Source organism: Cytobacillus sp. FSL H8-0458, assembly GCF_038002165.1.
Lineage (GTDB): Bacteria > Bacillota > Bacilli > Bacillales > Cytobacillaceae > Cytobacillus.
Map to the genome: position 1 here is coordinate 1 of NZ_JBBOBR010000003.1, position 23365 is coordinate 23365.

At 45.2% G+C, this 23365-nt stretch carries 26 protein-coding genes; 8 read left to right on the forward strand and 18 right to left on the reverse strand.

The features are described 5' to 3' along the window. Both NYE23_RS23880 and uvsE read left to right on the forward strand, forming a co-directional pair. On the forward strand, window positions 1-549 hold a 549-nt coding region (locus tag NYE23_RS23880), incomplete at its 5' end, for a phospholipase D-like domain-containing protein (protein ID WP_341081853.1). Between the two features lie 430 nt (window positions 550-979). Beyond that, a complete protein-coding gene (gene uvsE / locus NYE23_RS23885; RefSeq protein ID WP_341081856.1) occupies window positions 980-1936 on the forward strand; it encodes a UV DNA damage repair endonuclease UvsE in 957 nt (318 codons plus the stop codon). Window positions 1937-1965: 29 nt separating this feature from the next. On the opposite strand, the gene NYE23_RS23890 is transcribed toward uvsE, so the two are convergent. The 7 genes from NYE23_RS23890 to speE all read right to left on the reverse strand — a co-directional run bounded on the left by NYE23_RS23890 (window position 1966) and on the right by speE (window position 8290). Further along, on the reverse strand, window positions 1966-2508 hold the full coding sequence (locus NYE23_RS23890) for a cysteine dioxygenase (RefSeq protein ID WP_341081858.1): 543 nt from the start codon (window positions 2506-2508) through the stop codon (window positions 1966-1968). 26 nt (window positions 2509-2534) lie between these two features. Next, a complete protein-coding gene (locus NYE23_RS23895) occupies window positions 2535-3437 on the reverse strand; it encodes a DMT family transporter (protein ID WP_341081860.1) in 903 nt (300 codons plus the stop codon). A 431-nt stretch (window positions 3438-3868) separates the two neighbouring features. Continuing rightward, window positions 3869-4048 carry a XapX domain-containing protein gene (locus NYE23_RS23900; RefSeq protein WP_341081862.1) on the reverse strand — a complete coding sequence of 60 codons (180 nt, stop codon included), beginning with the start codon at window positions 4046-4048 and terminating at the stop codon, window positions 3869-3871. Window positions 4049-4176: 128 nt separating this feature from the next. Next, the gene (gene argS, locus NYE23_RS23905; protein ID WP_341081864.1) at window positions 4177-5844 is read right to left on the reverse strand and encodes an arginine--tRNA ligase; all 1668 of its coding nucleotides are present in this window, start codon (window positions 5842-5844) and stop codon (window positions 4177-4179) included. Next, a complete protein-coding gene (locus tag NYE23_RS23910) occupies window positions 5831-6283 on the reverse strand; it encodes a DUF1934 domain-containing protein (protein ID WP_341081866.1) in 453 nt (150 codons plus the stop codon). The genes argS and NYE23_RS23910 overlap by 14 nt, the downstream gene beginning before the upstream one ends. A 240-nt stretch (window positions 6284-6523) precedes the next feature. Continuing rightward, window positions 6524-7402, reverse strand: coding sequence for an agmatinase (gene speB, locus NYE23_RS23915; RefSeq protein WP_341081868.1), 879 nt, complete (start codon window positions 7400-7402; stop codon window positions 6524-6526). A gap of 60 nt (window positions 7403-7462) precedes the next feature. Then, a complete protein-coding gene (gene speE, locus NYE23_RS23920) occupies window positions 7463-8290 on the reverse strand; it encodes a spermidine synthase (RefSeq protein ID WP_009332318.1) in 828 nt (275 codons plus the stop codon). Between the two features lie 258 nt (window positions 8291-8548). On the opposite strand from speE, the gene NYE23_RS23925 reads away from it, so the two are divergent. Beyond that, window positions 8549-10612 (forward strand): transglycosylase domain-containing protein, encoded by a 2064-nt coding sequence (locus NYE23_RS23925; RefSeq protein ID WP_341081870.1) that lies wholly within the window; start codon window positions 8549-8551, stop codon window positions 10610-10612. A gap of 222 nt (window positions 10613-10834) precedes the next feature. On the opposite strand, the gene NYE23_RS23930 is transcribed toward NYE23_RS23925, so the two are convergent. Together NYE23_RS23930 and NYE23_RS23935 are read right to left on the reverse strand one after the other, a co-directional pair. After that, window positions 10835-11347 carry a YwhD family protein gene (locus NYE23_RS23930; RefSeq protein WP_076257049.1) on the reverse strand — a complete coding sequence of 171 codons (513 nt, stop codon included), beginning with the start codon at window positions 11345-11347 and terminating at the stop codon, window positions 10835-10837. Between the two features lie 37 nt (window positions 11348-11384). Beyond that, window positions 11385-12044 carry a site-2 protease family protein gene (locus NYE23_RS23935; RefSeq protein ID WP_341081873.1) on the reverse strand — a complete coding sequence of 220 codons (660 nt, stop codon included), beginning with the start codon at window positions 12042-12044 and terminating at the stop codon, window positions 11385-11387. Between the two features lie 184 nt (window positions 12045-12228). Between NYE23_RS23935 and NYE23_RS23940 the strand changes: the two genes are divergently transcribed. Continuing rightward, on the forward strand, window positions 12229-12414 hold the full coding sequence (locus tag NYE23_RS23940; RefSeq protein WP_009332324.1) for a 2-hydroxymuconate tautomerase: 186 nt from the start codon (window positions 12229-12231) through the stop codon (window positions 12412-12414). 279 nt (window positions 12415-12693) lie between these two features. Here NYE23_RS23940 and NYE23_RS23945 read toward each other — a convergent pair whose 3' ends face one another. The 3 genes from NYE23_RS23945 to NYE23_RS23955 all read right to left on the reverse strand — a co-directional run bounded on the left by NYE23_RS23945 (window position 12694) and on the right by NYE23_RS23955 (window position 15054). Beyond that, window positions 12694-13203, reverse strand: a complete 510-nt coding sequence (locus tag NYE23_RS23945; RefSeq protein WP_341081875.1) for a YwgA family protein — start codon at window positions 13201-13203, stop codon at window positions 12694-12696. Between the two features lie 42 nt (window positions 13204-13245). Continuing rightward, a complete protein-coding gene (locus tag NYE23_RS23950) occupies window positions 13246-14547 on the reverse strand; it encodes an HD domain-containing protein (protein WP_048009459.1) in 1302 nt (433 codons plus the stop codon). A 282-nt stretch (window positions 14548-14829) separates the two neighbouring features. Further along, window positions 14830-15054 carry a DUF1450 domain-containing protein gene (locus tag NYE23_RS23955; protein ID WP_048009460.1) on the reverse strand — a complete coding sequence of 75 codons (225 nt, stop codon included), beginning with the start codon at window positions 15052-15054 and terminating at the stop codon, window positions 14830-14832. 356 nt (window positions 15055-15410) lie between these two features. Between NYE23_RS23955 and NYE23_RS23960 the strand changes: the two genes are divergently transcribed. Further along, window positions 15411-16163 (forward strand): RsfA family transcriptional regulator, encoded by a 753-nt coding sequence (locus NYE23_RS23960; RefSeq protein WP_341081885.1) that lies wholly within the window; start codon window positions 15411-15413, stop codon window positions 16161-16163. Between the two features lie 97 nt (window positions 16164-16260). Here the strand turns inward: NYE23_RS23960 and NYE23_RS23965 are convergent, their stop codons facing one another. Both NYE23_RS23965 and pta read right to left on the reverse strand, forming a co-directional pair. Further along, window positions 16261-17103: a lipoate--protein ligase family protein gene (locus NYE23_RS23965; protein WP_341081887.1), complete on the reverse strand. Its 843-nt coding sequence runs from the start codon at window positions 17101-17103 to the stop codon at window positions 16261-16263. A gap of 289 nt (window positions 17104-17392) precedes the next feature. Next, window positions 17393-18370, reverse strand: coding sequence for a phosphate acetyltransferase (gene pta, locus NYE23_RS23970; RefSeq protein ID WP_341081890.1), 978 nt, complete (start codon window positions 18368-18370; stop codon window positions 17393-17395). Window positions 18371-18757: 387 nt separating this feature from the next. On the opposite strand from pta, the gene hemQ reads away from it, so the two are divergent. Beyond that, window positions 18758-19501 carry a hydrogen peroxide-dependent heme synthase gene (hemQ, locus tag NYE23_RS23975; RefSeq protein WP_035328069.1) on the forward strand — a complete coding sequence of 248 codons (744 nt, stop codon included), beginning with the start codon at window positions 18758-18760 and terminating at the stop codon, window positions 19499-19501. Window positions 19502-19684: 183 nt separating this feature from the next. Next, the gene (gene gerQ / locus NYE23_RS23980; protein ID WP_341081894.1) at window positions 19685-20191 is read left to right on the forward strand and encodes a spore coat protein GerQ; all 507 of its coding nucleotides are present in this window, start codon (window positions 19685-19687) and stop codon (window positions 20189-20191) included. Between the two features lie 466 nt (window positions 20192-20657). Here gerQ and NYE23_RS23985 read toward each other — a convergent pair whose 3' ends face one another. From NYE23_RS23985 to NYE23_RS23995, 3 genes are all read right to left on the reverse strand, one after another. Then, window positions 20658-21029 carry a DUF423 domain-containing protein gene (locus NYE23_RS23985; protein ID WP_341081896.1) on the reverse strand — a complete coding sequence of 124 codons (372 nt, stop codon included), beginning with the start codon at window positions 21027-21029 and terminating at the stop codon, window positions 20658-20660. Between the two features lie 26 nt (window positions 21030-21055). Further along, window positions 21056-21331 (reverse strand): YwdI family protein, encoded by a 276-nt coding sequence (locus tag NYE23_RS23990; RefSeq protein ID WP_341081899.1) that lies wholly within the window; start codon window positions 21329-21331, stop codon window positions 21056-21058. Between the two features lie 372 nt (window positions 21332-21703). After that, a complete protein-coding gene (locus NYE23_RS23995) occupies window positions 21704-22381 on the reverse strand; it encodes a uracil-DNA glycosylase (RefSeq protein WP_341081901.1) in 678 nt (225 codons plus the stop codon). Between the two features lie 182 nt (window positions 22382-22563). Between NYE23_RS23995 and NYE23_RS24000 the strand changes: the two genes are divergently transcribed. Further along, window positions 22564-22893 (forward strand): general stress protein, encoded by a 330-nt coding sequence (locus tag NYE23_RS24000; RefSeq protein WP_061793333.1) that lies wholly within the window; start codon window positions 22564-22566, stop codon window positions 22891-22893. Window positions 22894-22936: 43 nt separating this feature from the next. Here the strand turns inward: NYE23_RS24000 and NYE23_RS24005 are convergent, their stop codons facing one another. After that, on the reverse strand, window positions 22937-23335 hold the full coding sequence (locus NYE23_RS24005; RefSeq protein WP_341081904.1) for a hypothetical protein: 399 nt from the start codon (window positions 23333-23335) through the stop codon (window positions 22937-22939). Window positions 23336-23365: the final 30 nt, after the last annotated feature.

Here is a 23365-nt window from a genome sequence, read left to right on the forward strand (position 1 = left end):
CTTCATGCCGGTGAATACCGCCATCAGCTTGCGGCTTATAAAGGTGCTTTTCTGGAAGAAAGCTTCTCATCGTTAATACGGAATGCGAAAAAGAGCATTACGATTGGGACCCCATATTTTATACCGGGTAAAAGACTTTTTAAGGATCTGCTACATGCTTTGGAACGCGGCGTCATGGTCAAGATCCTCGTCCCATGCGTGACAGATCATATTCTTGTAAAAGAAGCCTCTTATCTTTATCTGAGAACCTTGATTAAAGAAGGCGCTTATGTGTATGAGTACAAAAAGGGCTTTTATCATGCTAAGGCTATTATAATCGATGATGAGATCTGTGATATCGGAACAGCCAATTTCGATAAGCGGAGCCTGTTCTTAAATTATGAAATCAACTGCTTTATTTATGACAAAGAGTTCATTAAACAGATTCAGGCTGTTGTAGACAAAGACATACTAAATGCAAAGAGATTGACCCTAAAAGAACTAAACCGGCTGGATCCTTTACGGACATTCAAAGAGATGCTTGCCCGGTCTGTGGCAAGTTTTCTGTAAGAAAAGCGGAAGCGCCTTGCCCACGAAGGAGCGCAGACTAAGAACGCCACGTCCTGTGGCAACGTCTGCATGACCCCCATCCTCCCAAAAGCTATCGCTTTCGGTCGTGCGATGTTTATGCTGACGAAGCCTTCCCTGTCCTGGTGGCCCCAAGCACAAGACGAGCCTTCCGGAAAGGCGTTCTTTGCCTTTATGGAAGGCTTGCCCGAAATGTGGAGGCGACTGCCCAGGGACGACAGGCATAAGACAGTTCCTGTAAGAAGGGGGGGTTCCTTCTGAAAGGAAATGGCTTATGACCCGAGTCCCTAGGAGCCGAAACAAGCCAAGCTTGTGACCTCGAGGGGGTAGGCTGCTTGCGCTAGACAGCTAACGAAATACAAAGATTTACATTCTGTCAGAATATAAATCAGCATAAAGAAGGTGCTGCAAATTGAAAATCAGACTGGGGTATGTTTCCCATGCCATCAGCTTGTGGGAGGCATCTCCTGCCAGGACATTAACGTTTACTCGCTATCAGCAGCTGCCTGAGGAGGAAAGGCTGGACAAGCTGAAGGCTGTCACAGCGGTGAATCTGCAAAATACGTTAAGAATGCTTTATTTTAATATCGCCCATGAAATTCAGCTGTATCGGCTCTCAAGCTCCATCGTCCCTCTGGCCACACATCCGGAGGTTTTATGGGATTTTGTCACACCCTTTAAGGATAAGTGGCTTGAGATTGGCGATTTGATAAAAAAACATGGTCTCCGCGTGAGTTTTCACCCCAATCAATTCACCCTGTTCACTTCTCCGCGCGAGGATGTGACCCGGAATGCTGTTAAAGATATGGAATACCATTACCGGATGTTTGAGGCCATGGGTGTTGAAAAGAAAAGCGTCATCAATATCCATATTGGCGGGGCTTACGGGGACAAGCTTGCGACCATTGACCGGTTCCATGAAAATCTGAAGATGCTTCCGTCACATATTAAAGAGCAAATGACCCTTGAGAATGATGATAAAACCTATAACGCGGATGAAACTCTCCTGGCCTGCCAGAAGGAAAACATCCCTCTTGTATTCGACTATCATCACCATATGGCAAACCTCAGCACCCGCCCGCTCGAAGAAATTCTCCCGGAGATTTTTCAGACATGGGATAAAACAGGACTCAAACCGAAAATTCATATTTCCTCGCCCAAATCGGAAAAAGCCTTTCGGTCCCATGCCGACTATGTTGACCTGGACTTTATCAGGCCTCTTCTCGATGTACTGAAAACCTTTAACCGGGATATTGATTTTATGATCGAGGCGAAAGCCAAGGACAAGGCTGCACTTAAGCTGACAGAGGACATCAGCAGCATCCGCGGGGTGAAAAGGATCGGCGGAGCGGAAGTAGAGTGGAAATAATGAAGGCGTTCCAGGTGCGGAACGCCTTTTTATTTTAATTGAATTTCTCTCACCTTCTGTCTCTGCTCCTCCGGCCACCAGGCTCCGCAGTCTGCGGAGACTACACAGGCTGAACATTTTTTCAGATCGTACACCTTCATACCCGTAATCGGAGGCGAATAAAGGTGCAGTGTGACAAGGCTTTCCCTGCCTGCGCTCTTCATTTTGTGCACACCTTTTTTGGGCGCAAAAAAGAAGGAGCCTTGGGACTTAACCTCTGCAAAAAGCTCAATTGGGACGTCTTCCCTCACTTCAAAAACAGTGTTTTCCGAATCTCCATTCATCACTTGAATCCATCCCTTTGAGTTTCCATGATCATGCGGGGCGCATTCAATATCCGACCAGTTCATGACGAGCAGCTCCACTTCATCATTTTGATAGAGAAGCTTGCGGTAATAAGGTTTTCCAGCTGCCGGCTGCAGGTGTGGAACCAGTTCCTCTAGCTTGATATTCAGTGATGCCAATGCCTTTCTAAGTTCATCTGCTGAAGGTGATTTTAATGAATCCAAAATGCTTTGAAACCGTTCCTTCATTAAACGACTCCCCCTTTTCATGTGGATTATCGTTTCCTCCATGAAATATATTTCAGCTGACCATTCACCATGATCACTCCTATAATAATTATGATTCCGCCCATGATGCTTATGAAGAAAATTTTTTCCCGAAGCAGAAGAATGGCCGCTATAAGGGTAAATAGCGGCTCCATATAGATAAACATGGATACCTTGGAGGCTTCCAAAACCTCGAGCGCCTTGGACCAGTACCAATAGCCGATCCCCGAAACAAATATGCCCAGAAACAATATATGGGCCCATTCAGACCCAGATAATAGATGGAATTTCTCCCATCCCCTGTCTCTCAATAAAAAGGGAATCGTCAGCATGCATCCAAGCAGGCTCATATAAAAAGTGACCACAAGGGAAGGCAGCTTAATGTGCAGTTTTTTTACCAGGATGGAATACACAGCCCAATTCAATGTGCTTAGGATCATGAGGAAATATCCTATATTTAAAGCAAATCCCAGTGTATGGCCGCTCCTCGCTCCCGTTACCATGAGCACGCCGGAAATTGCAGTTATAATGCCCAGTGTCTTAAGGAATGTCAATTTTTCATGAAGAAAGATCATGGAGAGAAGCACGGTAAAAACAGGTGAAAAAGAAATAATCCAACCTGCAGAGGAGGCGTCTATCGTTTCTAAGGCTGTGACCTGGATGACCTGATGGATGAAAACGCCAAGTACACCGAGAACAATTAAATGGGGAATATATTTAAGCGGAATCTGGAGCGGATACCTTTTCAAGAGAAGCACAAGGAGCAGAAAAGCGGCTCCGATAGCAAACCTGAGCATGATTAACGTATAAGGGTCAAGCTTATCCAAAACAGCTTTGGTGGAGACAAAAGAGACTCCCCAAAAACTGATTGAAATGGTTGCGTAAAGTGAGGCTGCCATTTGTGGCTTCATGGGCGGGCATGTCCTTTCCGGAAGGGTTTTTACCATGATATGCTCGTCCGGATGTAACATGCGCTGTTTAATCTGATTTTTTGGCGATTTTGACAGGTTATTTGCAGATTTATCATTTGATTGCTGACTTGGCGGGTTTGCTGACTAACTTTTTGAGGACTGCTCCTTAGTTTTTTGGTTTGCTGCCTGGATTTTAGTTTGTTTGCAGGTTTATTAGGTTTTGTTTGCAAGTTATACCATGTTTGTTTGCAGTTTTCCTGATTTGTTTGCAAGTTTTAGCTATTGTTTGCTGATTTCCAAGGTTTATTTGCAAATATTCCGGATCTATTTGCTGATTTCCAAGGTTTATTTGCAAATATTCAAGATCTATTTGCAAAGTTCACATTTTGACAAAAAAGGCTGCCCATTAAATGTGGACACCCTTTCCCAATCTATCTCAATATCCCCTGCAGCCAGGGCAGAATCACTTCATATGCTTTAAACCCGAGGTAAATGCCGACAATTCCCATAATACCGGGAAGTGCGGGCGGAGCGGGAATCGGAAGCTTCATGAAAGCAAAGACAAAACCGACTACGAATCCTGTAAGAATGGATAAAAGAACAATTCTCATGAGACCCTCCTAAAATGACTTACTATGTTTTACCAGTTTAACTATACCCTTAAACATATGACTTTAGCTTCCCCTTTTTTGTCTAAAACATAAAAAAAGCCGGCACCAATAAGTGCCAGCTTCCATCATTACATTTTTTCCGGAGCAGATACGCCGATTAATTTCAGTGAGTTCTTCAAAGTAGTCTGAACCGCTTTGATCAGTGCCAGACGAGCTTTCGTTCTTTCCGGGTTTTCCGCATCCAATACTTTTTCAGCATTATAGAAGCTGTGGAAAGATGAAGCCAGTTCATAAATATAGTTCGTAATTCTGTGCGGCATGCGCTTTTGCGCTGCTTCGCCGACAGCCTGCGGGAATTCGCCGATTTTCTTCAGAACGTCGATTTCCTTTTCCGCAGAAATCAGGGAGTAATCTGCCGCTTCAGCAGACATGCCCTGTTCTTCACCCTGGCGCAGGATGCTGGAAATACGCGCGTGTGCGTACTGTGCATAGTAAACAGGGTTTTCATTGGATTGGGATACAGCCAGGTCAAGGTCAAAGTCAAGATGTGTATCTGCGCTTCTCATCGCAAAGAAATAGCGTGTTGCATCCAGCCCTACTTCTTCCACAAGGTCACGCATCGTTACCGCTTTGCCGGTACGTTTGCTCATCTTCATTTTTTCGCCGTTTTTGTACAGGTGTACAAGCTGGATGATCTCGACTTCAAGCGCATCACGGTCATAGCCAAGCGCCTGGATGGCCGCCTTCATGCGCGGAATGTAGCCATGATGGTCAGCACCCCAAATGTTGATCAGCTTTTCAAAGCCTCTTTCAAGCTTGTCTTTATGGTAAGCGATATCTGGAGTCAGATACGTGTAAGAGCCGTCATTTTTAATAAGCACACGGTCCTTGTCATCACCGAAAGTGGTGGAGCGAAACCATGTTGCGCCCTCTTCCTCGTAAATGTGGCCGTTATCCTTTAATGCCTGAAGGGCTGTGTCGATTTTGCCGTTATGGTAAAGGGATGTTTCCGAATACCATACATCGAATGGAACGCGGAAGTCTTCCAGGTCCTGCTTCAGCTTCGCCATTTCATATTTCAGGCCGTATTCACGGAAAAAGTCAAAACGCTCATTTTCATCCGCATTTACATATTTATCGCCGTGCTCTTCAGCGAGCTTTTTGCCGATGCCGATGATGTCTTCGCCATGATAGCCGTCAGCAGGCATTTCTTTTTCTAAGCCAAGAGCCTGGAAATAACGGGCTTCAACTGATAGAGCCAGATTGTTGATCTGGTTTCCGGCATCATTAATATAGTACTCACGGGACACATCGTAGCCAGCTTTGTCTAAAATATTGCATAGGGAGTCGCCGACAGCTGCGCCGCGGGCATGTCCAAGATGCAGGTCCCCTGTCGGGTTAGCGGACACAAACTCCACCTGGATCTTCTGATTGTTGCCAACTGTTGTTTCTCCGTACTGATCTCCTGCTTCCAGAACGGCCGGAATCAGATCAGTCAAATAAGCGTTATTCATGTAAAAATTGATAAAGCCAGGGCCGGCGATTTCAATTTTTTCAATGGAAGCCTTTGTGCTGTCAAAAGAAGCAATAAGCTCTTCTGCAATCATTCTTGGCGCCTTTTTTGCCACTCGCGCCAGCTGCATCGCCATATTCGTGGAATAATCGCCATGCGACTTTTCCTTCGGGATTTCAAGAATCACATCGGGAATCTGCTCTTCCGCTGCCAAACCGGCTTTCACAACCGCATCCTTAATTTCCTGCTTTAATTTGCCTTGCACCTGTTCAACTATGTTCATTGTTCTCCTCCTCAAACGTAATTGCCAAATGGTATGTACCTGCCTGGGATCCCTGCATTTTCAGGTCGTATAAAATATCAATCGAACCTTCGCCGGATTCGCCATCATATTGATGGGCCATCCGCTTGGTCACCGTACCCATCTCAAACACTCCGTACGGCGTCTCGTAGCTTCCGCGGAGCTTTTTATTCATTTTGAAAGGGAGCCTCATTTTCACGGCGCCGGTTCGTAAAATCAGCCCGTCTGCATCGGACATTTTTATAATCGTCTTAACGGTTCCCTCTTCCATCACTTCATCATACTGAAGGAAACGGGCGGAATCTTTTATATAGTATCGGCCAAAAGCAGTCAATTCAAAAGTCTCTTTGCTGCCTCCACTGCGAATATCTGTCTTCACATTAATCTTCACAGGCATTTGTTCCGCTGAGCGACTGGACAACGGCAACACATCCTTTTCATCATATATAACTATATAAGTATAAATACTAGATGGGGAAAGTGCAAGGAGGTGAAAGATAGAAAAGCGGAAGCGGCATGCCCACCCTCGAGGGGGCATGCGCTTTCTCCTAAAAGCTAACGCTTTTAGTCGTGCGATGATGATGCTGTCGAAGCGTTCCTTCTGGAGCTAGACAGTAACCGACGTTCAGAATAAATAAAAAAACGGAGACCGAAGTCCCCGTTATTTTTTATTCACCCATCCAAGAATCATTTCCCGGATCAGTTTGCTCGCTGTATTGGCTGTTTGTTCAGATGGGTCATAGATTGGCGCCACCTCGACAAGGTCAGCTCCCACAACGTTTACATCTGAATGGGCAATTTCATGAATAGAAGCAAGAAGCTCTCTTGAAGTGATGCCGCCTGCGTCCACTGTGCCTGTTCCCGGCGCATGGGCTGGGTCTAAAACATCAATATCAATCGTTACATAGACCGGACGTCCGGCAAGCTTAGGAAGAATCTCCTTCAGCGGCTTGTGCACTTCGAATTTGGAGATGTGCATGCCGACTTCCTTCGCCCACTGGAATTCTTCTTTCATGCCGGAACGGATGCCAAAAGAATAGACATTGCCTGGCCCAATCAGGTCAGCTGCTTTGCGGATTGGTGTTGAGTGGGATAATGGCTCCCCTTCATAATCCACACGAAGATCTGTATGGGCATCCATGTGGATAATCGCCAGATCCGGATATTTTTTGTACATCGCTTTGATGACAGGCCAGGAAACCAGATGCTCTCCTCCCATGCCAAGCGGAAATTTTTCCTCAGCCAGAAGCTGATCGATAAACTCTTCAATCATATCGATGCTTTTCTGCGGATTTCCGAATGGCAGCGGAATATCGCCGGCATCATAATATTTAACCTCTTCCAGCTCGCGGTCAAGGTACGGGCTGTACTCTTCAAGCCCGATGGACACCTCGCGGATGCGGGCAGGGCCGAAACGGGAGCCCGGACGATAGCTGACCGTCCAGTCCATCGGCATGCCATAAATGACTGCTTCACTTTCCTCATAACTAGGATGGCTTTTAATAAACACATTGCCTGAATAGGCTTCATCAAAACGCACCAAGGTCATCCCTCACTTTTTATGTATTCAGGAAGGCTGCTCTGAGTAGCAGCCTGTCCATTATTTCACTAAGTCTGCAACAAATTTAGGCAATACAAATGCCGCTTTATGCAGTTCTTTTGTATAGTATTTTGTTTCGATCTCATGGAAGCGGTCTTCGCTTACTTCTAATGGATCGTATTTTTTAGAGCCGATAGTGAACGCCCACATACCGCTTGGGTACGTAGGAATGTTGGCAGTGTAAAGACGGGTGATCGGGAAAATTTCTTTCACATCGCGCTGCACGTTGCGGATAAGGTCCGCTTTGAACCAAGGGTTGTCAGACTGGGCCACGAAGATGCCGTCTTCTTTTAGAGCTTTAGAGATTCCAGCATAGAAGCCTTTTGTGAATAGATTTACCGCAGGTCCTACCGGCTCGGTTGAGTCTACCATGATTACATCATACTCATTTTCGCTTTCAGCAATGTGCATGAAGCCATCGCCCACCTGTACATCTACGCGCGGGTCATCAAGCTTGCCTGCAATCTCAGGAAGGAATTTCTTTGAGTACTCAATTACCTTTCCGTCGATATCTACAAGAGTCGCCTTTTTCACGCTTGGGTGCTTAAGGACTTCACGGATAACGCCTCCGTCCCCGCCGCCTACTACAAGTACGTTTTCAGGGTTTGGATGTGTGAACAAAGGAATGTGCGCAACCATTTCATGGTACACAAATTCATCCTTGATTGAAGTCATAACCATGTCATCAAGAAGCAGCATATTGCCCCACTCTTCTGTTTCCACCATATCAAGCTTCTGGAATTCTGTCTGTTCTGTATGTAAAGTACGCTTCACCTTCATCGTAATGCCAAAGTTCTCTGTTTGTTTCTCTGTAAACCAAAGTCCCATTCTTTAATCATTCCTTCCATAAAAAAATGAATTATCACTAAAGGGCAGCAAAAAGCATTTTCATCTTTTATACTTCCCTAACATGCAAATAACAAACACAGAAAAAGTATAGATGAATCTAGCAAAATTGCAAGAAAAATTTCGCTTTTTAATAGAGAAGATGTTTAAAATCGGACTCTTTTTTCAATACTAAAGTTATGTACTTATGCTTATTTTATTTTTTGCATTGCACTTAGAAAGATTCAGGGGGTGCCACACTTGGAGTTAATGACCGATCAGCGTTTCAGAAAAACAATGAAATATTTGCGTGCGATTCTCATTATCAGCTTAATAGGAATGGCTTTAGCCGCTGTGATGATTGGAGGCATATTGGCATATGCTAAAATCCTGGGACCGCCGCCGCTCGCTGTTCCGCAGTCGACTTTATTTTTCTCTGAAGATGGCACGGTGATCGGAGAAAGCCACAACGGGCAAAAGCGCTACTGGGCACCTCTTGATGATATCAGCCCGCATTTGGTTGATGCGACGGTTTCGATTGAGGATAAGAATTTTTTCGAGCACAAGGGCTTTGATTACAAAAGAATTGCCGGTGCCGCTCTCGCTGACCTCAAAGCAATGGCTAAGGTTCAGGGCGCCAGCACCATCAGCCAGCAGTATGCCCGCAACCTGTTTCTCGAACACGAAAAAACCTGGAAGCGGAAACTCCTTGAAGCTTTTTATACCATAAGGCTTGAGATGAATTATACGAAAAAGGAAATCCTTGAAGGCTATTTAAATACGATTTACTACGGCAATGGAGCTTATGGGGCACAGGCAGCAAGCCAGTTTTATTTTGGGAAGGATGCCAAAGAGCTTACATTGGCTGAGTCTTCCATTTTATCCGGAATTCCCAAAGGGCCAGGCATTTATTCGCCATTTGCATCAGCGGAAAAAGCAGAACAGCGGCAGAGGGTGATTCTGCAGACGATGGTGAAAAACGGAATGGTCAGCCAAAAGGAGGCGGATCTTGCTGCGGCAGAGGAGCTTGAACTGGTTGGGGAGCACATGCACCCGAGAGCGAAAACGGCCCCCTATTTCCAGGATGCAGTCCGCAATGCTCTTAAAACGCAGCTGCACCTGGATGACCGGACCATTGAATTGGGCGGATTGAAGGTTTATACCACATTGGATCTGAAGGAGCAGGAAATCGCGGAAGAAACAGTAGATAAGATGATTTCAAAAGACTCGGAGATTCAGGTCGGGGTTGTGGCCATGAATCCGAAAAACGGCTATGTCAATGCGATGGTCGGCGGCCGGGATTATGAGGAGAGTCCCTTCAACCGGGCAGTCCAGGCAGTCAGGCAGCCGGGATCGACGATCAAGCCGCTGCTCTATTATGCGGCATTGGAGCAGGGATTCACCCCTTCCACTCCAATCCGAAGCGAGCAGACGACATTCCGCTTTGAAGACGGCACTCCTGACTATACACCGCATAACTTCAACAGCAAATATGCGGATGATGATATCACAATGGCCCAGGCCCTGGCTTTATCTGACAATGTTTATGCAGTGAAGACCCATTTATTTTTAGGAGAAGAGACGCTTGTCCATACAGCCAAGAAATTTGGCATTACCTCTAAAATGGCGAAGGTTCCGTCCCTTGCACTCGGCACATCCGGCATGAGAGTCATTGAGCTTGCAAACGCCTACAGCATGTTTGCCAACGGCGGGAAAAAGGTATCACCAGTGCTGATTAAGCGCGTGGAAAATCATAAAGGCGAAGTCATCTATGAACAGGAGCCGTTCCAGATGAAGGTTCTGAAGCCGGAGCTGGCTTTCGTTATGACCCATATGATGACGGGAATCTTTGACCGGAAGCTGAACGGCTATGCCCAGGTAACCGGCAGCACCGTTATCAATGATATGACCCGCCCGTACGCAGGCAAGTCGGGCTCAACCGAAACGGACAGCTGGATGGCCGGCTTTACACCGCAGCTGGTTACCGCAGTATGGACCGGGTATGACAAAGGCCAGGTTATTACAAAAACCGTTGAAAAAACGTATGCCAAAAACATTTGGATCCGGTTCATGGAAGAAGCCCATAAAGGGAAGCCGGCCAAGGAATTCAAAGCACCCAAAGATACAGTCGGTGTCTACATTGACCCGGCCAACGGGAAAATTGCCGGGGAAAACTGCCCGGTCAAGCGCCTAACCTACTTCGCAGAAGGCACAGAGCCAGCGGAATACTGTACAGACCACCTGAACCACAAAGAAGAGAAAAAATCAGAACAGCCTGAAAAGAAGCCGGAGACACCTTGGTATAAGAAACTGTTCCAGTGGTGACAGGTACCTATACCACTTCCTTCAACTGGTATAGACGCCTGTCACTTTAATAAATAAAAATGAAAAACCCCGGGGTCCGAATCCCGGGGTTTTTCGTGTCCTAGTGCTATACTGTGTCTTCACACTGTTAATTAGTTTACTTTTTTTATGGGAATTGTACAAGTAGTTAGAAAATCACGTCAAAAAAATGTCACAATTTCGTCACAAAATTAGACTTTTTTTCTAAATGGCTTGTAAATCTGTTTTTAGCTGTTCCGCCGATCTTTCCCACATGCCTGCGTCATGGTTTTTCAGGAAATCGGCCAGCACTTTTTTGGATTTCTCGTCCATATGATCCACAATGATATGTCTTTTAATCGATTTATCCATGCGGTTCACATGCTCAGGCAGTGATTTGTAGCCCCGGCGGATTTCCCTGTCCACCGTCATTTCACATGCGGTAACACCTGCATAGTAGGCGCCTCCCTCTTTGCGGTCAATGGTGATCCAAATCAGCCAGTACGGTTTTCCGTTTGGCACTTCCTCTTTGCTTTTCAAAAACTTGATGCCTTTTTCCACTGGACTGCGCGCATGCATGGCACCCACTTCAATAGATGCCTCCCCGGCATCCACATCAATGATAACCGGTGTCACATTATCGAGGCTCAGGGTCCCGACTCCGAATCCGCCATGACCATCAGTCGGGTCGCTCTTGATAATATTAAAATCGACTTTCTTTTTCTTTTTTTCTTCCATTTTCACGTCCTCCTATGCAAGTACTGGGTTCTTATTATTATGTCATAAATAATTCATAGAAAAAATCATTTAGGCCGCTCGCCAGGACCGGCAATACGTTGTTAAAAATCGGCTGGATGGTGTATTGATCCAGCGGGGTAATGACAAGAATCAGGAAAATAACGGACCCATATGCCTCAAACTGGGTCATTTTCGGACGAATATGGGCCGGTGCCAAATCCTCAATAATTCTATAGCCATCGAGCGGCGGAAACGGCAGCAGGTTGAATACAAACAGCACTAAATTCAGCTGAATAAAGATATTTAGAAATTCTGCCACAAACGCTGGAAACGAAGCTGCGAGACCGGTTCCGGCAAGGGCATACCAGATGAAAAAGCCCAGAACAGCCATCACCAGATTGGATATCGGTCCCGCAATGGAGACAGAGATCCCGGCAAGCTTCGGGTTTTTGAAAAAGAAGCGGTTGACCGGAACAGGCCTGGCCCATCCAAAACCGGCAATAAAAATCAGGATCGTCCCAATCGGATCCAGATGCTGCATGGGATTTAACGTTAATCTTCCCTGATTTTTTGCAGTGGGATCTCCAAACTTATAAGCCATAAAAGCGTGGGCAAATTCATGAACCGTAAAGGCAATCATCAATGTTACCGCCACATAGGGAATCTCCCTGAGAGAAAACGCCAAAAATTGTTCCAAAAGCCAAAACTCCCTCTCCTGCCGGCTAAAAAAGCCAGGGTTTATTTATACATACTATGTAGGAAAAGCCGCTGCTATTTACCTAAAAGTATACATGAACGCCTGGTCAAAGGGAATCAGGCTTGCACATTGCAGGAAAAAGTGGAAAAATACAAGCAAGCATACATAATGAGGAGGAAAAGAAATGCCATATGTAACTGTAAAAATGCTTGAAGGCCGCACAGAAGAACAGAAAAAAGCGCTCGCTGAAAAAGTAACAGCGGCAGTCAGCGAAACAACTGGAGCACCTGAAGACAAAATCGTCGTATTTATCGAAGAAATGTCCAAAAATCACTATGCTGTCGGCGGAAAACGCTTAAGCGACCAGTAGAATTGCGGAAAAAGGGCAGTTTTCCATAACGGAAGCTGCTTTTTTTATGGGTTTTTTCATAATGAGAGATTTTATTTGCGGATAGCACGATTTTACTTTCAGATATAAAAAATTTATTTGCGCATAGCATTGTTTTACTTTCACATAAAAAAATTCTGTGCGGATAGCCAGGATTTATGTGCACATAGCACCAATTTCTGTGCGCATAAAAATATATATGTGCGGATAGCCAGATTTCTGTGCGGATAGACTTTTTCAGCAAAAAACAAAGCCGGGCACTCAATGCAGCCCGGCTTTTTCTCTTAAGCTTTCAATATATTGATACGCTTGTTCCACTTCTTCATCCGTATAGCGCTGTTTGCTTTTCAGGGTAAAGACTTTTTCTTTCACTTCTTCTTTTGGCAGGTCATTGAAATAAAGGACCGTTGAGACGAGTTCAAGAAATCTTGCATTCTGGCCGTTCATATCGTGCAGGCATTCCTGGAGGCTCGGCATATCGACTTCGTTGATGCCCAAAAATTCCTTGCCGGTTTCAGTAAGCGTGTACCGATACTGATAGTAGCCGCCCTTTTTTTCCTTTACTTCGTTTAAAAATCCCATGTTGCAAAGCTCTTCGACCCTTAGTGTCAATTCTTCCGAATATGGCCCGTAAAAGTGAAATTGAAATCTTTCCTGAAAGGGGAATGCGATGTTTTTGGCGATATAAATCATTTTCTGCAGCTTTTTCCGTCCCACGATTTCTTCAGAGACTGCAATGGCGTGCATTAGTTTGGCGTGATCCTTTAACAAAGCTCTTCATCTCCTACTCCGTTTTTTCCCGTATCTATAGTCTTAGTCGATTTCCAGCAGCATTTTAATCTGCTTTTTAATGTTTGGCTTTTTACTGTCGTCTGCAATAAAATCAGCAGGAAAGTACAGCTTATGATCCGTTCGGCGCTTCCCGGAAATAGCATCTACGATCTCTGATTCACGGGAAAGCTCCCGGATATCCCCATTTTTCAGCAGCAGGTGAATCGGCAATCTTTCTTCTTCCTCGCCCGGACGGTAAAAATCATAAGGCAAATCCGATGAAGAATCGACGACCAGGTAATATTCAGGATCCATGCCTGCCTTTTTAAACAATGCCGACAGCTCTGCCAGCTTCTTGTATTCTTTCGCCGGGTCGAATTCGACGTATTTATATAAATTCCTGTCCATAAAGCGGCAGCAGAGATCCTTCAGAATCGGATCTTCTTCTTCCTGCCACATCTGAAAATAATAAAGAATAATAGCTTCATCAAGCTTTATATAATCCTCAAGAGTGATCTCCCCATTGAATAAAGAATAAAAGTGGATCGGATCATATTTAAATTTGTATTTCTGTTCATGCAGATCTTTCGCGCGATGAAGGATTTTGGTCAGGATGACCTCTGCACTCCGGGTAACCGGATGAAAATACACCTGCCAGTACATCTGGTAGCGGCTCATTATGTAATCCTCAACGGCATGCATCCCGCTCTGCTTAATCACGACCTGATCTTCCCGCGGCCTCATGACACGCAGGATCCGCTCCATGTCAAAATGGCCATAGCTGACACCGGTAAAATAAGCGTCCCGCTGCAGATAATCCATCCGGTCCGCATCAATCTGGCTGGAAATCAGGCTGACGACCAGCTTATTTTTAGATGTTTTGGCAATCACATCCGCCACTTTCTGCGGAAAATCGGCACTTACCCTCGTAAGCACATGATGGACCTCGGTGTCTCCGAGAATAATCGCCCTCGTATAATGTTCATGATCCAGGTCGAATACTTTTTCAAAAGAGTGCGAGAACGGACCGTGCCCCAAATCGTGGAGAAGTGCCGCGCATAAGGTTAGGATGCGGTCTTCTTCATCCCATTCCGGCCTTCCCAAAAAGACATCATCGGAAATGCGGCGCACAATCTCGTAAACTCCGAGCGAGTGATTAAAGCGGCTATGCTCAGCACCATGGAAGGTTAAATAAGTTGTCCCAAGCTGCTTAATTCTTCTGAGGCGCTGAAATTCTTTTGTCCCGATTAAATCCCAGATGACTCTGTCCCTGACGTGTATGTACCGATGAACGGGGTCTTTAAATACTTTTTCCTCATTTAACTTTTCCGCTGAATATGCCATTCCGTACCCTCCGCTTTTCCTGTGTCCACGTAATCCGAACCTGTCGTTCCCAATTTCTGGCGTATACCTATTATATCCCGATTATGGTGTCAATTCATCACAAAATTCACCGTTTTTCATGGCTGTTCGACAGAAACCGCGATACATCAATCATCTGGCCAAAAAATATTTTTCGACTTTTCTAAAAACAATATTGCCTCCTAAGTCTATTTACCAATCAGGGGTAAATCATAAACTCAGGCAAAAAATAAAATCACCTCAGGACAGGAGTCAGGGTGATCTTTATTTTTTCAGCTTTTTATTAATTTTCTCCATCAATTCCTCTTCCGTCAGTGCGGCAAGGGGACGGTTATTGACGAAAGCAAATGTTTTTTTGCGGCCTGGTCCACAATAGGACTGGCAGCCGACATCAATTTTTGCTTCTGGATCTATTTCTTTTAATCGCGGTACCAATGTCTTCAGATTTACTGCCTGACAATCGTCGCAAACACGGAATTCGTTTGCCATCTTCGTACAACCCTTTCTGCGGTCAATCTTTTATATAACCCGGCGCTATTTGGCCTGAGTATCTTCTTCGTTAAAGCATGTCCGCTGCACGGCATTCCTTTTCAAAATAAAGGACTGCCCTGCCCAACTGCTACAGGCTATTTTAAAACTAATCGACCTTCATTGCAAGCTGTAATCATTAACTTGGGTGGTGAATCTTAGTAAACTTCACAAAACTGCCATACGTATCTAGCGAAAATAAAATTTTTAAAATAATCTACTATCCTTTTAATCACCTTTGTATAAAATTTGCCAGGTTTGTCCATCCTTTAACTAAGGCAACAGCAAAAAGTAATTATTTAGGGAGTTGAGGTTACATGAAAATACGTCAGGACGCTTGGACAGATGAAAACGATTTATTGCTGGCAGAGACTGTTTTGCGGCATGTGAGGGAAGGCAGCACTCAGTTAAACGCATTTGAGGAAGTCGGAGACAAGCTGAACCGCACCTCAGCGGCATGCGGATTCCGCTGGAACGCTGTGGTGAGGCATCAATATGAAAAAGCGCTTGGGCTGGCCAAAAAACAGCGCAAACAGAGACAAAGAATGCTAGGAAAGGATCAGGGCGGCAAAAAGAAACTCTTATACTCTCCGCCAGTTCCAACGATGCAGGAGGTTTCAGCAGCGCCAGTTCAGACAAGTGCCATCGTACCGCCTTCACCGGCAGATTTTTACGAGGAGCGCACAGAGGATGAAGCGACTGTGCAGACAGAATCGGTCCCACCCTACACCTATTCAGAGCCGGTTTACACTGCACCTGCACAGCTGGATATGGATACCGTTATCGCATACTTGCAAACATTGAATCATTCGGGTATTCAGGTTGATATACTAAAGAATGAGAATGAAAGATTAAAGCGCGAAAATGCGGATCTTAGAAGCCAAAATGAAGAGCTTGAGAGCAAAATCGGCAAGCTGGAGCAGAATACGGTAACCATTCAGGAAGATTACGAGACACTGATGAAAATCATGAACAGAGCCCGCAATTTTGTTCTGTTTGATGAAGAAGAAAGGCCGGCATCCAAGTTTAAAATGGACCGCAACGGCAATTTGGAGAGAGTCGCGGAATAGAAAAGCGGAAGTTCCCGGCATCGGGAGCAGGAGAAAATGGCAGCAATTCCTTTCAAGGAAGGCCGCAGATCGATAACGACTGCGGCTCTTCTTTTATTTATTCGCTGCCAAGCACTTTCTCATTCCGTTCCATTACACGGCGGAAATAGCCCTCAAACAGGCCTGCCTCCTCATTTGTCAGCTGCCCTGCATAAAGGCGGCCGGATTTCTTTTTCAAGGCCTGGAGAAAGCGGAGCATTACATCCTGAACCGTCAGCTCTGTCCCCAGCAATTCCGAGAGTGATGCCATGACAGAAGGCTTAATTTCAGGGTATTCGAATTTCGTCTGTTCCTCTTTTTTAGCAAGAGAATAGAATTTGCCAATAAGATTGGCACGCTCACTTCCGCTGCCATCCACACACAGATAAATCTGCACAGCCACCCCATTGCGGAGGCGCCTCTGCGAAATACCTGCAAACTTCTGTCCCCCGATGCTTAAATCATAGCTTCCCGGGCAATAGGAACCGACAATTTCCCGGGCTTCTATTTCTTTATGAAAATCGGAAAACATCTCCTGAACGAGAAGCCACATCGCATCATAGCCGCGGTTGATATCAATTCCTTTTTCCCTTTCAGGAAAAATCAGCGAAATATTCAGGACCCCCTGATCCAGGACAACAGCCAGGCCGCCGGAGTTTCGGACGATCACTTCATACCCCCGGCTTTTTAGAAAGTGTATGCCCTCATTCAAAAAGGGCAGCTTCGTATCCTGGATGCCAAGCACGATCGTATTATGGTGCACCCATGTCCTCGCAGTGGCAGGCACCCCGCCGGCTCCGACAGAAGCACAGAGCGTATCATCCATTCCAAATGAGTGCAGGGCATTTAAGTGGATTCCCGCAGCAGACTGGTCAATAACCCGCCATTCTTCCTGAAAAAGCAATTCTTGTTGCGAATTCATCTTTATTTGATCCCCTTTTGCCGATAGTTGGAGTTAATCGGCAGAATTTATCTATTAAGTATCCATTCAAAGGCTAAACCAGCTAGTTTATCGGCCTTAACTACAGTGTTATCGTTTAATGTTCACTTTTATCGGCCATATTCGAACCCTTACCGGCCAATTTTCATATTTTATCGGTCTTATATCATTTTTTACCGGCCAAAATCGAGACTTTATCGGCCAATGGCCATATCCAGATACATTATAGCAAAAAAGCCAGTCACAAGGGACCGGCTTCTAAAATGCTGTATTATTGATTTAAAGCCTGAGCTGCTGTAATTAAAGCAAGCTTATAGACATCTTCCTCGTTGCAGCCGCGGGACAGGTCATTAACCGGGCGGTTCAAGCCTTGAAGAATTGGTCCCACTGCCTCGAAGTTTCCAAGGCGCTGGGCAATTTTGTAGCCGATGTTGCCGGCTTCCAGGCTAGGGAAAACAAATACATTCGCATCACCCTGGATTGGTGAATCCGGAGCTTTTTTCTCTGCTACAGATGGAACAAATGCTGCATCAAATTGGAATTCCCCATCGATGATCAATAGCGGATCACGAACTTTAGCTGCTTCAAGTGCTGCCGAAACCTTTTCCGTTTCAGGAGACTTGGCAGAGCCCTTTGTGGAGAAGCTCAGCATTGCTACACGCGGTTCGATATCGAACATTCTGGCTGTCTTTGCGCTTTCAATCGCAATTTCCGCCAGATCCTGGCTGTCAGGCGAGATGTTGATGGCACAATCGGCAAAAACATATTTCTCATCATCGCGGACCATGATAAAGACACCCGATGTTTTGCGCACGCCTTCTTTCGTTTTAATAATTTGCAGTGCCGGGCGCACTGTATCAGCTGTCGAATGCGCTGCACCGCTCACCAGGCCGTCTGCTTTGTTCGCGTAGACAAGCATAGTACCGAAATAGTTTTCATCCAGAAGGATCCGGCGTGCATCTTCTTCTGTCGCTTTGCCTTTGCGTCTTTCAACAAATGCTGCCACGAGCTCATCCATCATTAAAAAGTTGCTTGGGTCATAAATTTCAGCTGAATCCAGGCTGATATCCATATCCTTGGCTTTCGCTTCAATGTCTGCGATGTTTCCAATCAGGATTGGAGTGATGATTTTTTCTGCAGCCAATCTTCCTGCAGCCGCTAAAATACGCTCATCCTGTCCTTCCGGAAAAACAATTCGTAAATTCTGCCCTGTTACTTTTTCTTTCAATACTGTGAATAAGTCACTCATGCTAATTCCTCCTACGGCCCTAATTTTTCCGTACAAATGAATAGAAATTCTCCTATATACTCCCTTAGAATACTCTTCATCCTAAGAATTTCAAGGAGTTCACCCGCTGTTAGCGTTTCCAAATAAAATGTTTTTGTTTTCGGTAAATTTCCAATAATAAATAACCTTCTGCTGGCGCAGCTTCATACCTTTTTTAAGATATCCATAATGCCCTCTTTGTAAACGGGGTTTTAATGCTGGTGACAGGTACCTTACCAGTTAGGCGAACTGGTATAGGTACCTGTCACCAGCAGGAATTCCAACATTTCAAGTTTTGTACACATGTTAATTGGAGAAACTATGGTATAGTAGGGATGAGAATTTCAGTACATATTAGGAGTGATTATAATGAGTGAAGCAGCAGTAACGCTTGATGGCTGGTATTGTTTACATGACTTCCGCACAGTTGATTGGACAACTTGGAAAATGGTACCCAGCGAAGAGCGCCAGGCAGCGATCCACGAATTTATGGCCCTAGTGGACAAGTGGAACACAACACAAAGCGAGAAAAACGGCAGTCATGCCCTTTATACAATTGTCGGCCAAAAAGCTGATTTTATGATGATGATCTTAAGGCCTACTATGGAAGAGCTGAATGAAATTGAAAACGAATTCAACAAATCAAAATTAGCTGAATTCACGATTCCGGTTCATTCCTATGTTTCTGTTGTCGAGCTGAGCAACTACCTGCCTGCAGGAGAAGATCCATACCAGAATCCGCAGATCCTGGCACGCCTTTATCCTGAATTGCCAAAAGCGAAGCATGTCTGCTTCTATCCGATGGACAAACGCCGCCAGGGCAATGACAACTGGTATATGCTTCCGATGGAAGACCGCCGCAACATGATGCGCAGCCATGGCATGATCGGCCGCCAGTATGCCGGCAAGGTAAAACAGATCATCACAGGCTCTGTTGGCTTCGATGATTACGAATGGGGTGTTACCCTTTTCTCTGACGATGTTCTTCAATTTAAAAAGCTTGTTTATGAAATGCGCTTTGATGAAGTAAGTGCACGCTACGGCGAATTCGGCTCTTTCTTCGTTGGAAACATCCTGGAAGAGGACAAAGTAGAAAAGTTCCTTCACATATAATAAGAAAAGCTCCCGGCTTCGGCTGGGAGTTTTTCTTTTTCTTCCGGTTATAAAAAAACATGCCCCTACATAGTAATGAAATAGTGAGTTTCTATTTTAAATTCAACCCGCAGGACTGTCCGACAGTCTACTCTCAAATACGCGGATAGAAAATGCTGATTTTAATACTTAGGAGGGACTAAATTGAGTCAATCAAATTATGGTCAATACCCTTATTATGGTTACCAGCAGCGTTATAGCGACGGCACTCAAATGCCGCAGAACTTTCAGGGCCAGCCGCAGTTTCAGCCGGCGCAAACAGGCGGAGCCATGCCAAATGCGAGCTCGGGCGGAATGTTTCCGGGTGCGGGTGCAGGCGCCGGCGGCATGGGCGGTATGGCAGCTGCTCCCTCTATTCCGGGAATGCTTCCGCTTGAACAATCCTATATCGAAAACATTCTTCGCCTGAACAAAGGGAAACTTGCGACAGTATATGCCACATTTGAGAACAACACGGAATGGAACGCCAAAATATTCAAAGGCCTCATAGAGGCGGCCGGGCGGGATCACCTGATTCTGAGCGATCCTCAAACCGGCCAGCGCATCCTCCTTCCGATGATCTACTTAGACTATGTGACGTTTGATGAGGAAATCGAATATGAATATCCATTTGGCGGAGGACAGGGATTGTCGCAATATTCGCCGAGGTAACAAGAAAAGCGGAGGCGCCCTTCGGAACAAGCAAAAAGCGCTTGTTCCTGCGAGGTTTATTCTAAGGAGCTTTCCTTAGTGCCCATCGACGGAGCGTGGTGGACTGAGGCCCACAGGACAAGAAAGGCTTCGTCAGCTTTCACCTTCGCACGACCGAAAGCGTTAGTTTTTGGGAGGATGTGGGTCACTCAGACGTTGCCACAGGACGTGGCGTCTTTAGTCTGAGTTCCTTATTTGAGATAAAGGAAACACGAAGAGCGATAGCGATTCGATGTTGACTTTATACGCTCGGAACGCGCACGTCCTGTGCGCCTCGCCTTACTAGCACATCCTGTGCGTCGTCGTAGAGGAGGTGAGGGAAGCACGCCGAGTCGATAGGGTGCCGGAGCTAGACAGTTATCGAAATTCAAAGATGTATTCCATATTTTAAAAAGGAGCTTTGACCCCAAGTCAAAGCTCCTACCTTTTACAAATATTTAACTGCCGCAATGATCAGCAGCACCCAGGCCGCTAGGAATGAGACTCCGCCAAGCGGTGTGATGGCACCAAGCACGCTGATTTTCGTTAAAGTCAGCACATATAAGCTTCCTGAGAACAGGATGATGCCGATCACCATCAGCCAGCCTGACCAGGATAATAAAGATGTTGCCGGCAGCTTGCCAAGCAGAACGCCAATGATCAAAAGGCCTGTTGCATGGAACATTTGATAGGTGACACCTGTTTGCCATGTTTCCAAATACTTCGGCTCCACTCTTCCTTCAAGTCCATGAGCTCCGAAAGCCCCTAATGTGACTGATAAAAAGGCATTAATAGCCCCAATTATAATAAATAGCTTCATAGTCCCCTGCACCTCTAATCTTTTTATTAAAAATCGAACAATGAATCGCCATTTGCCTCATCATCCATCTGCATTTTCTTTGGCTGCAGATTCGCTGGCTGAGCTGCTGGCGGCGCACTGTATGTATGGCTAATAGACGAAACAGCTGCCACACTTCCTGCATCCGACTCATCCAAAACCAGCTCGCATAACGACTTGATCGCCTGCACTCTTTCTCTGATTCTGGCGTCGGAAGAGCTGCTTTTCGCTTCCAGCAATTCCTTTTCCATCTTCCCTAAAAGCTTCTGAACAGAGATATTCACCCTCTACACCTCTTTCTATAAAAAAGCAGCCCTTGTCCACCCCTGGTCCCCGAGAAGGGAGACTGCCTGCGCTAAACAATTCAAAAAAAGCGGCTAAATAACCATCCATATCAAGTTTATCAGGTTTTCTTTTCAAAACGCAAACAGGGATGGCCGGATGCCCGGAAAACTTCGAGAGAGGGCATCTGCCTTGTTTTAAACTGAAAGGCCCTGCAGCCTTTCGGATGGTTTCGATCCCAGGTCACATAGAAATAGTTGCACTTAAAACAATCGATTTTCTGTGAACTCATTTTTTCTCCTTTGTGCACAGAGCATATTTCGAGCACTTCTTGCATAAAACGGTATGTTTCACGTGAAACATGGCGAAAAGAATCAGAGATTATGAATCTGCCAGTCAATTGGCTCCTCTCCAAGCTTCTTTAAGATTTCATTCGTCCTTGAAAATGGCCTGCTCCCAAAGAACCCTTTTCTTGCCGAAAACGGGCTGGGATGCGGTGATTTTATGATAAAGTGTTTGGTAGCATCAATCAGCACTTCTTTTTCCTGTGCCGGTTTGCCCCATAGGATAAAAATAACAGGCTGTTCCCGCTCATTCAACTTTTGGATAACCGTGTCGGTGAACGTTTCCCATCCTTGCCCCTTATGCGAGTGCGCCTGCCCTTTGCGGACGGTCAGAACGGTATTCAGGAGCAGTACCCCTTCCTGGGCCCATTTTAATAGATAGCCATTATTTGGCACGCTGAAGCCAAGATCCTCCTGCATTTCCTTGAATATATTTTTTAGTGAAGGAGGCAGCTTTACATCAGGCTGAACCGAAAAGCTTAATCCATGTGCCTGCCCCGGTCCATGATAAGGATCCTGCCCCAATATCACTGCCTTTACATCTTTATAAGCTGTATATTGGAGTGCATTGAATATATCCTCCTGCTTCGGATAAATGGTCTGCTCCTCATATTCTTTTTTCAAAAATTCACGAAGATGAAGGTAATAGGGTTGCCCGAACTCCTCTGCCAAAATCTCCTGCCAATCATTTCTTAAGATACGCTTCATTTGCCAACTCTCCCTCCTCTTATTTGAACTGTTATTCTCATACCCAATGGCTATCATGCCATAATCTATCATTCTTGCCTACATGTTTAAAAAATCTCAAAGCGGATATGTAATATATAGAACGGGCAGGACGAGCTGCCCTTAAAAATAAATCTGCAAATCTTTAAAGGAGGATGTTATATATGTATAAAATCGAAGTTGTCGAAAATGGTGTACAAGCTACTGATGCAATTGGAATGCTGCAAAGCCAGGGATTCAATAAGGAAAACATCTATATCTTCGCACATGACAAGGATCGCTCCGAGCACCTATCTGATGCGACAGATACAGGCGAAGTCGGCATGAAGGAACAGGGCTTATTCGATTCTGTCGGAAATGTCTTCAAAAAGCGCGGAGATGAGCTTCGTTCAAAATTTGAATCTGTTGGGTTAACAACGGTAGAAGCAGAACAATATGAAAAAGTATTGGATGAAGGCAAATTAGTTATTGTCGGTACAGATGAAGTAAAATAAATGGAAAAAGCGATGAAGATTCTTCATCGCTTTTTTTGTGCCCTTAAAACATCCAAACCCATAACCCTATAAGCAGAATCGGGTACAGTACATACCACCATACTCTGGTATTATTGACTTTCGACAGGGTGAAAAATACGAGTTCAGGCAATACAATCAACCCTGCCTGAAGCCAGAAGAACGTATAAAAATGCTCCGGGGCTATTATGCCGTTCCCTGTTGCCCAGTCTCCGCTATTGAATAAAAAGTAAAAGAAATTCAGGAAAGGGAGAATGATAGCGAAAAGGATCCGGCTGATATGAACAATCAAATCGGCAGGACGCTTGTTTTTATACAATGGCGTAACCGGCATGATAAAACTGTATAGAATCATAATGAACCCAATAAAATTAACCAGCAGCTGATCAAATAAATACCCGAAAAAATACATAAATGTAATCATCGTTAACCTCTTCTGTCCTTTTGTCTTTAT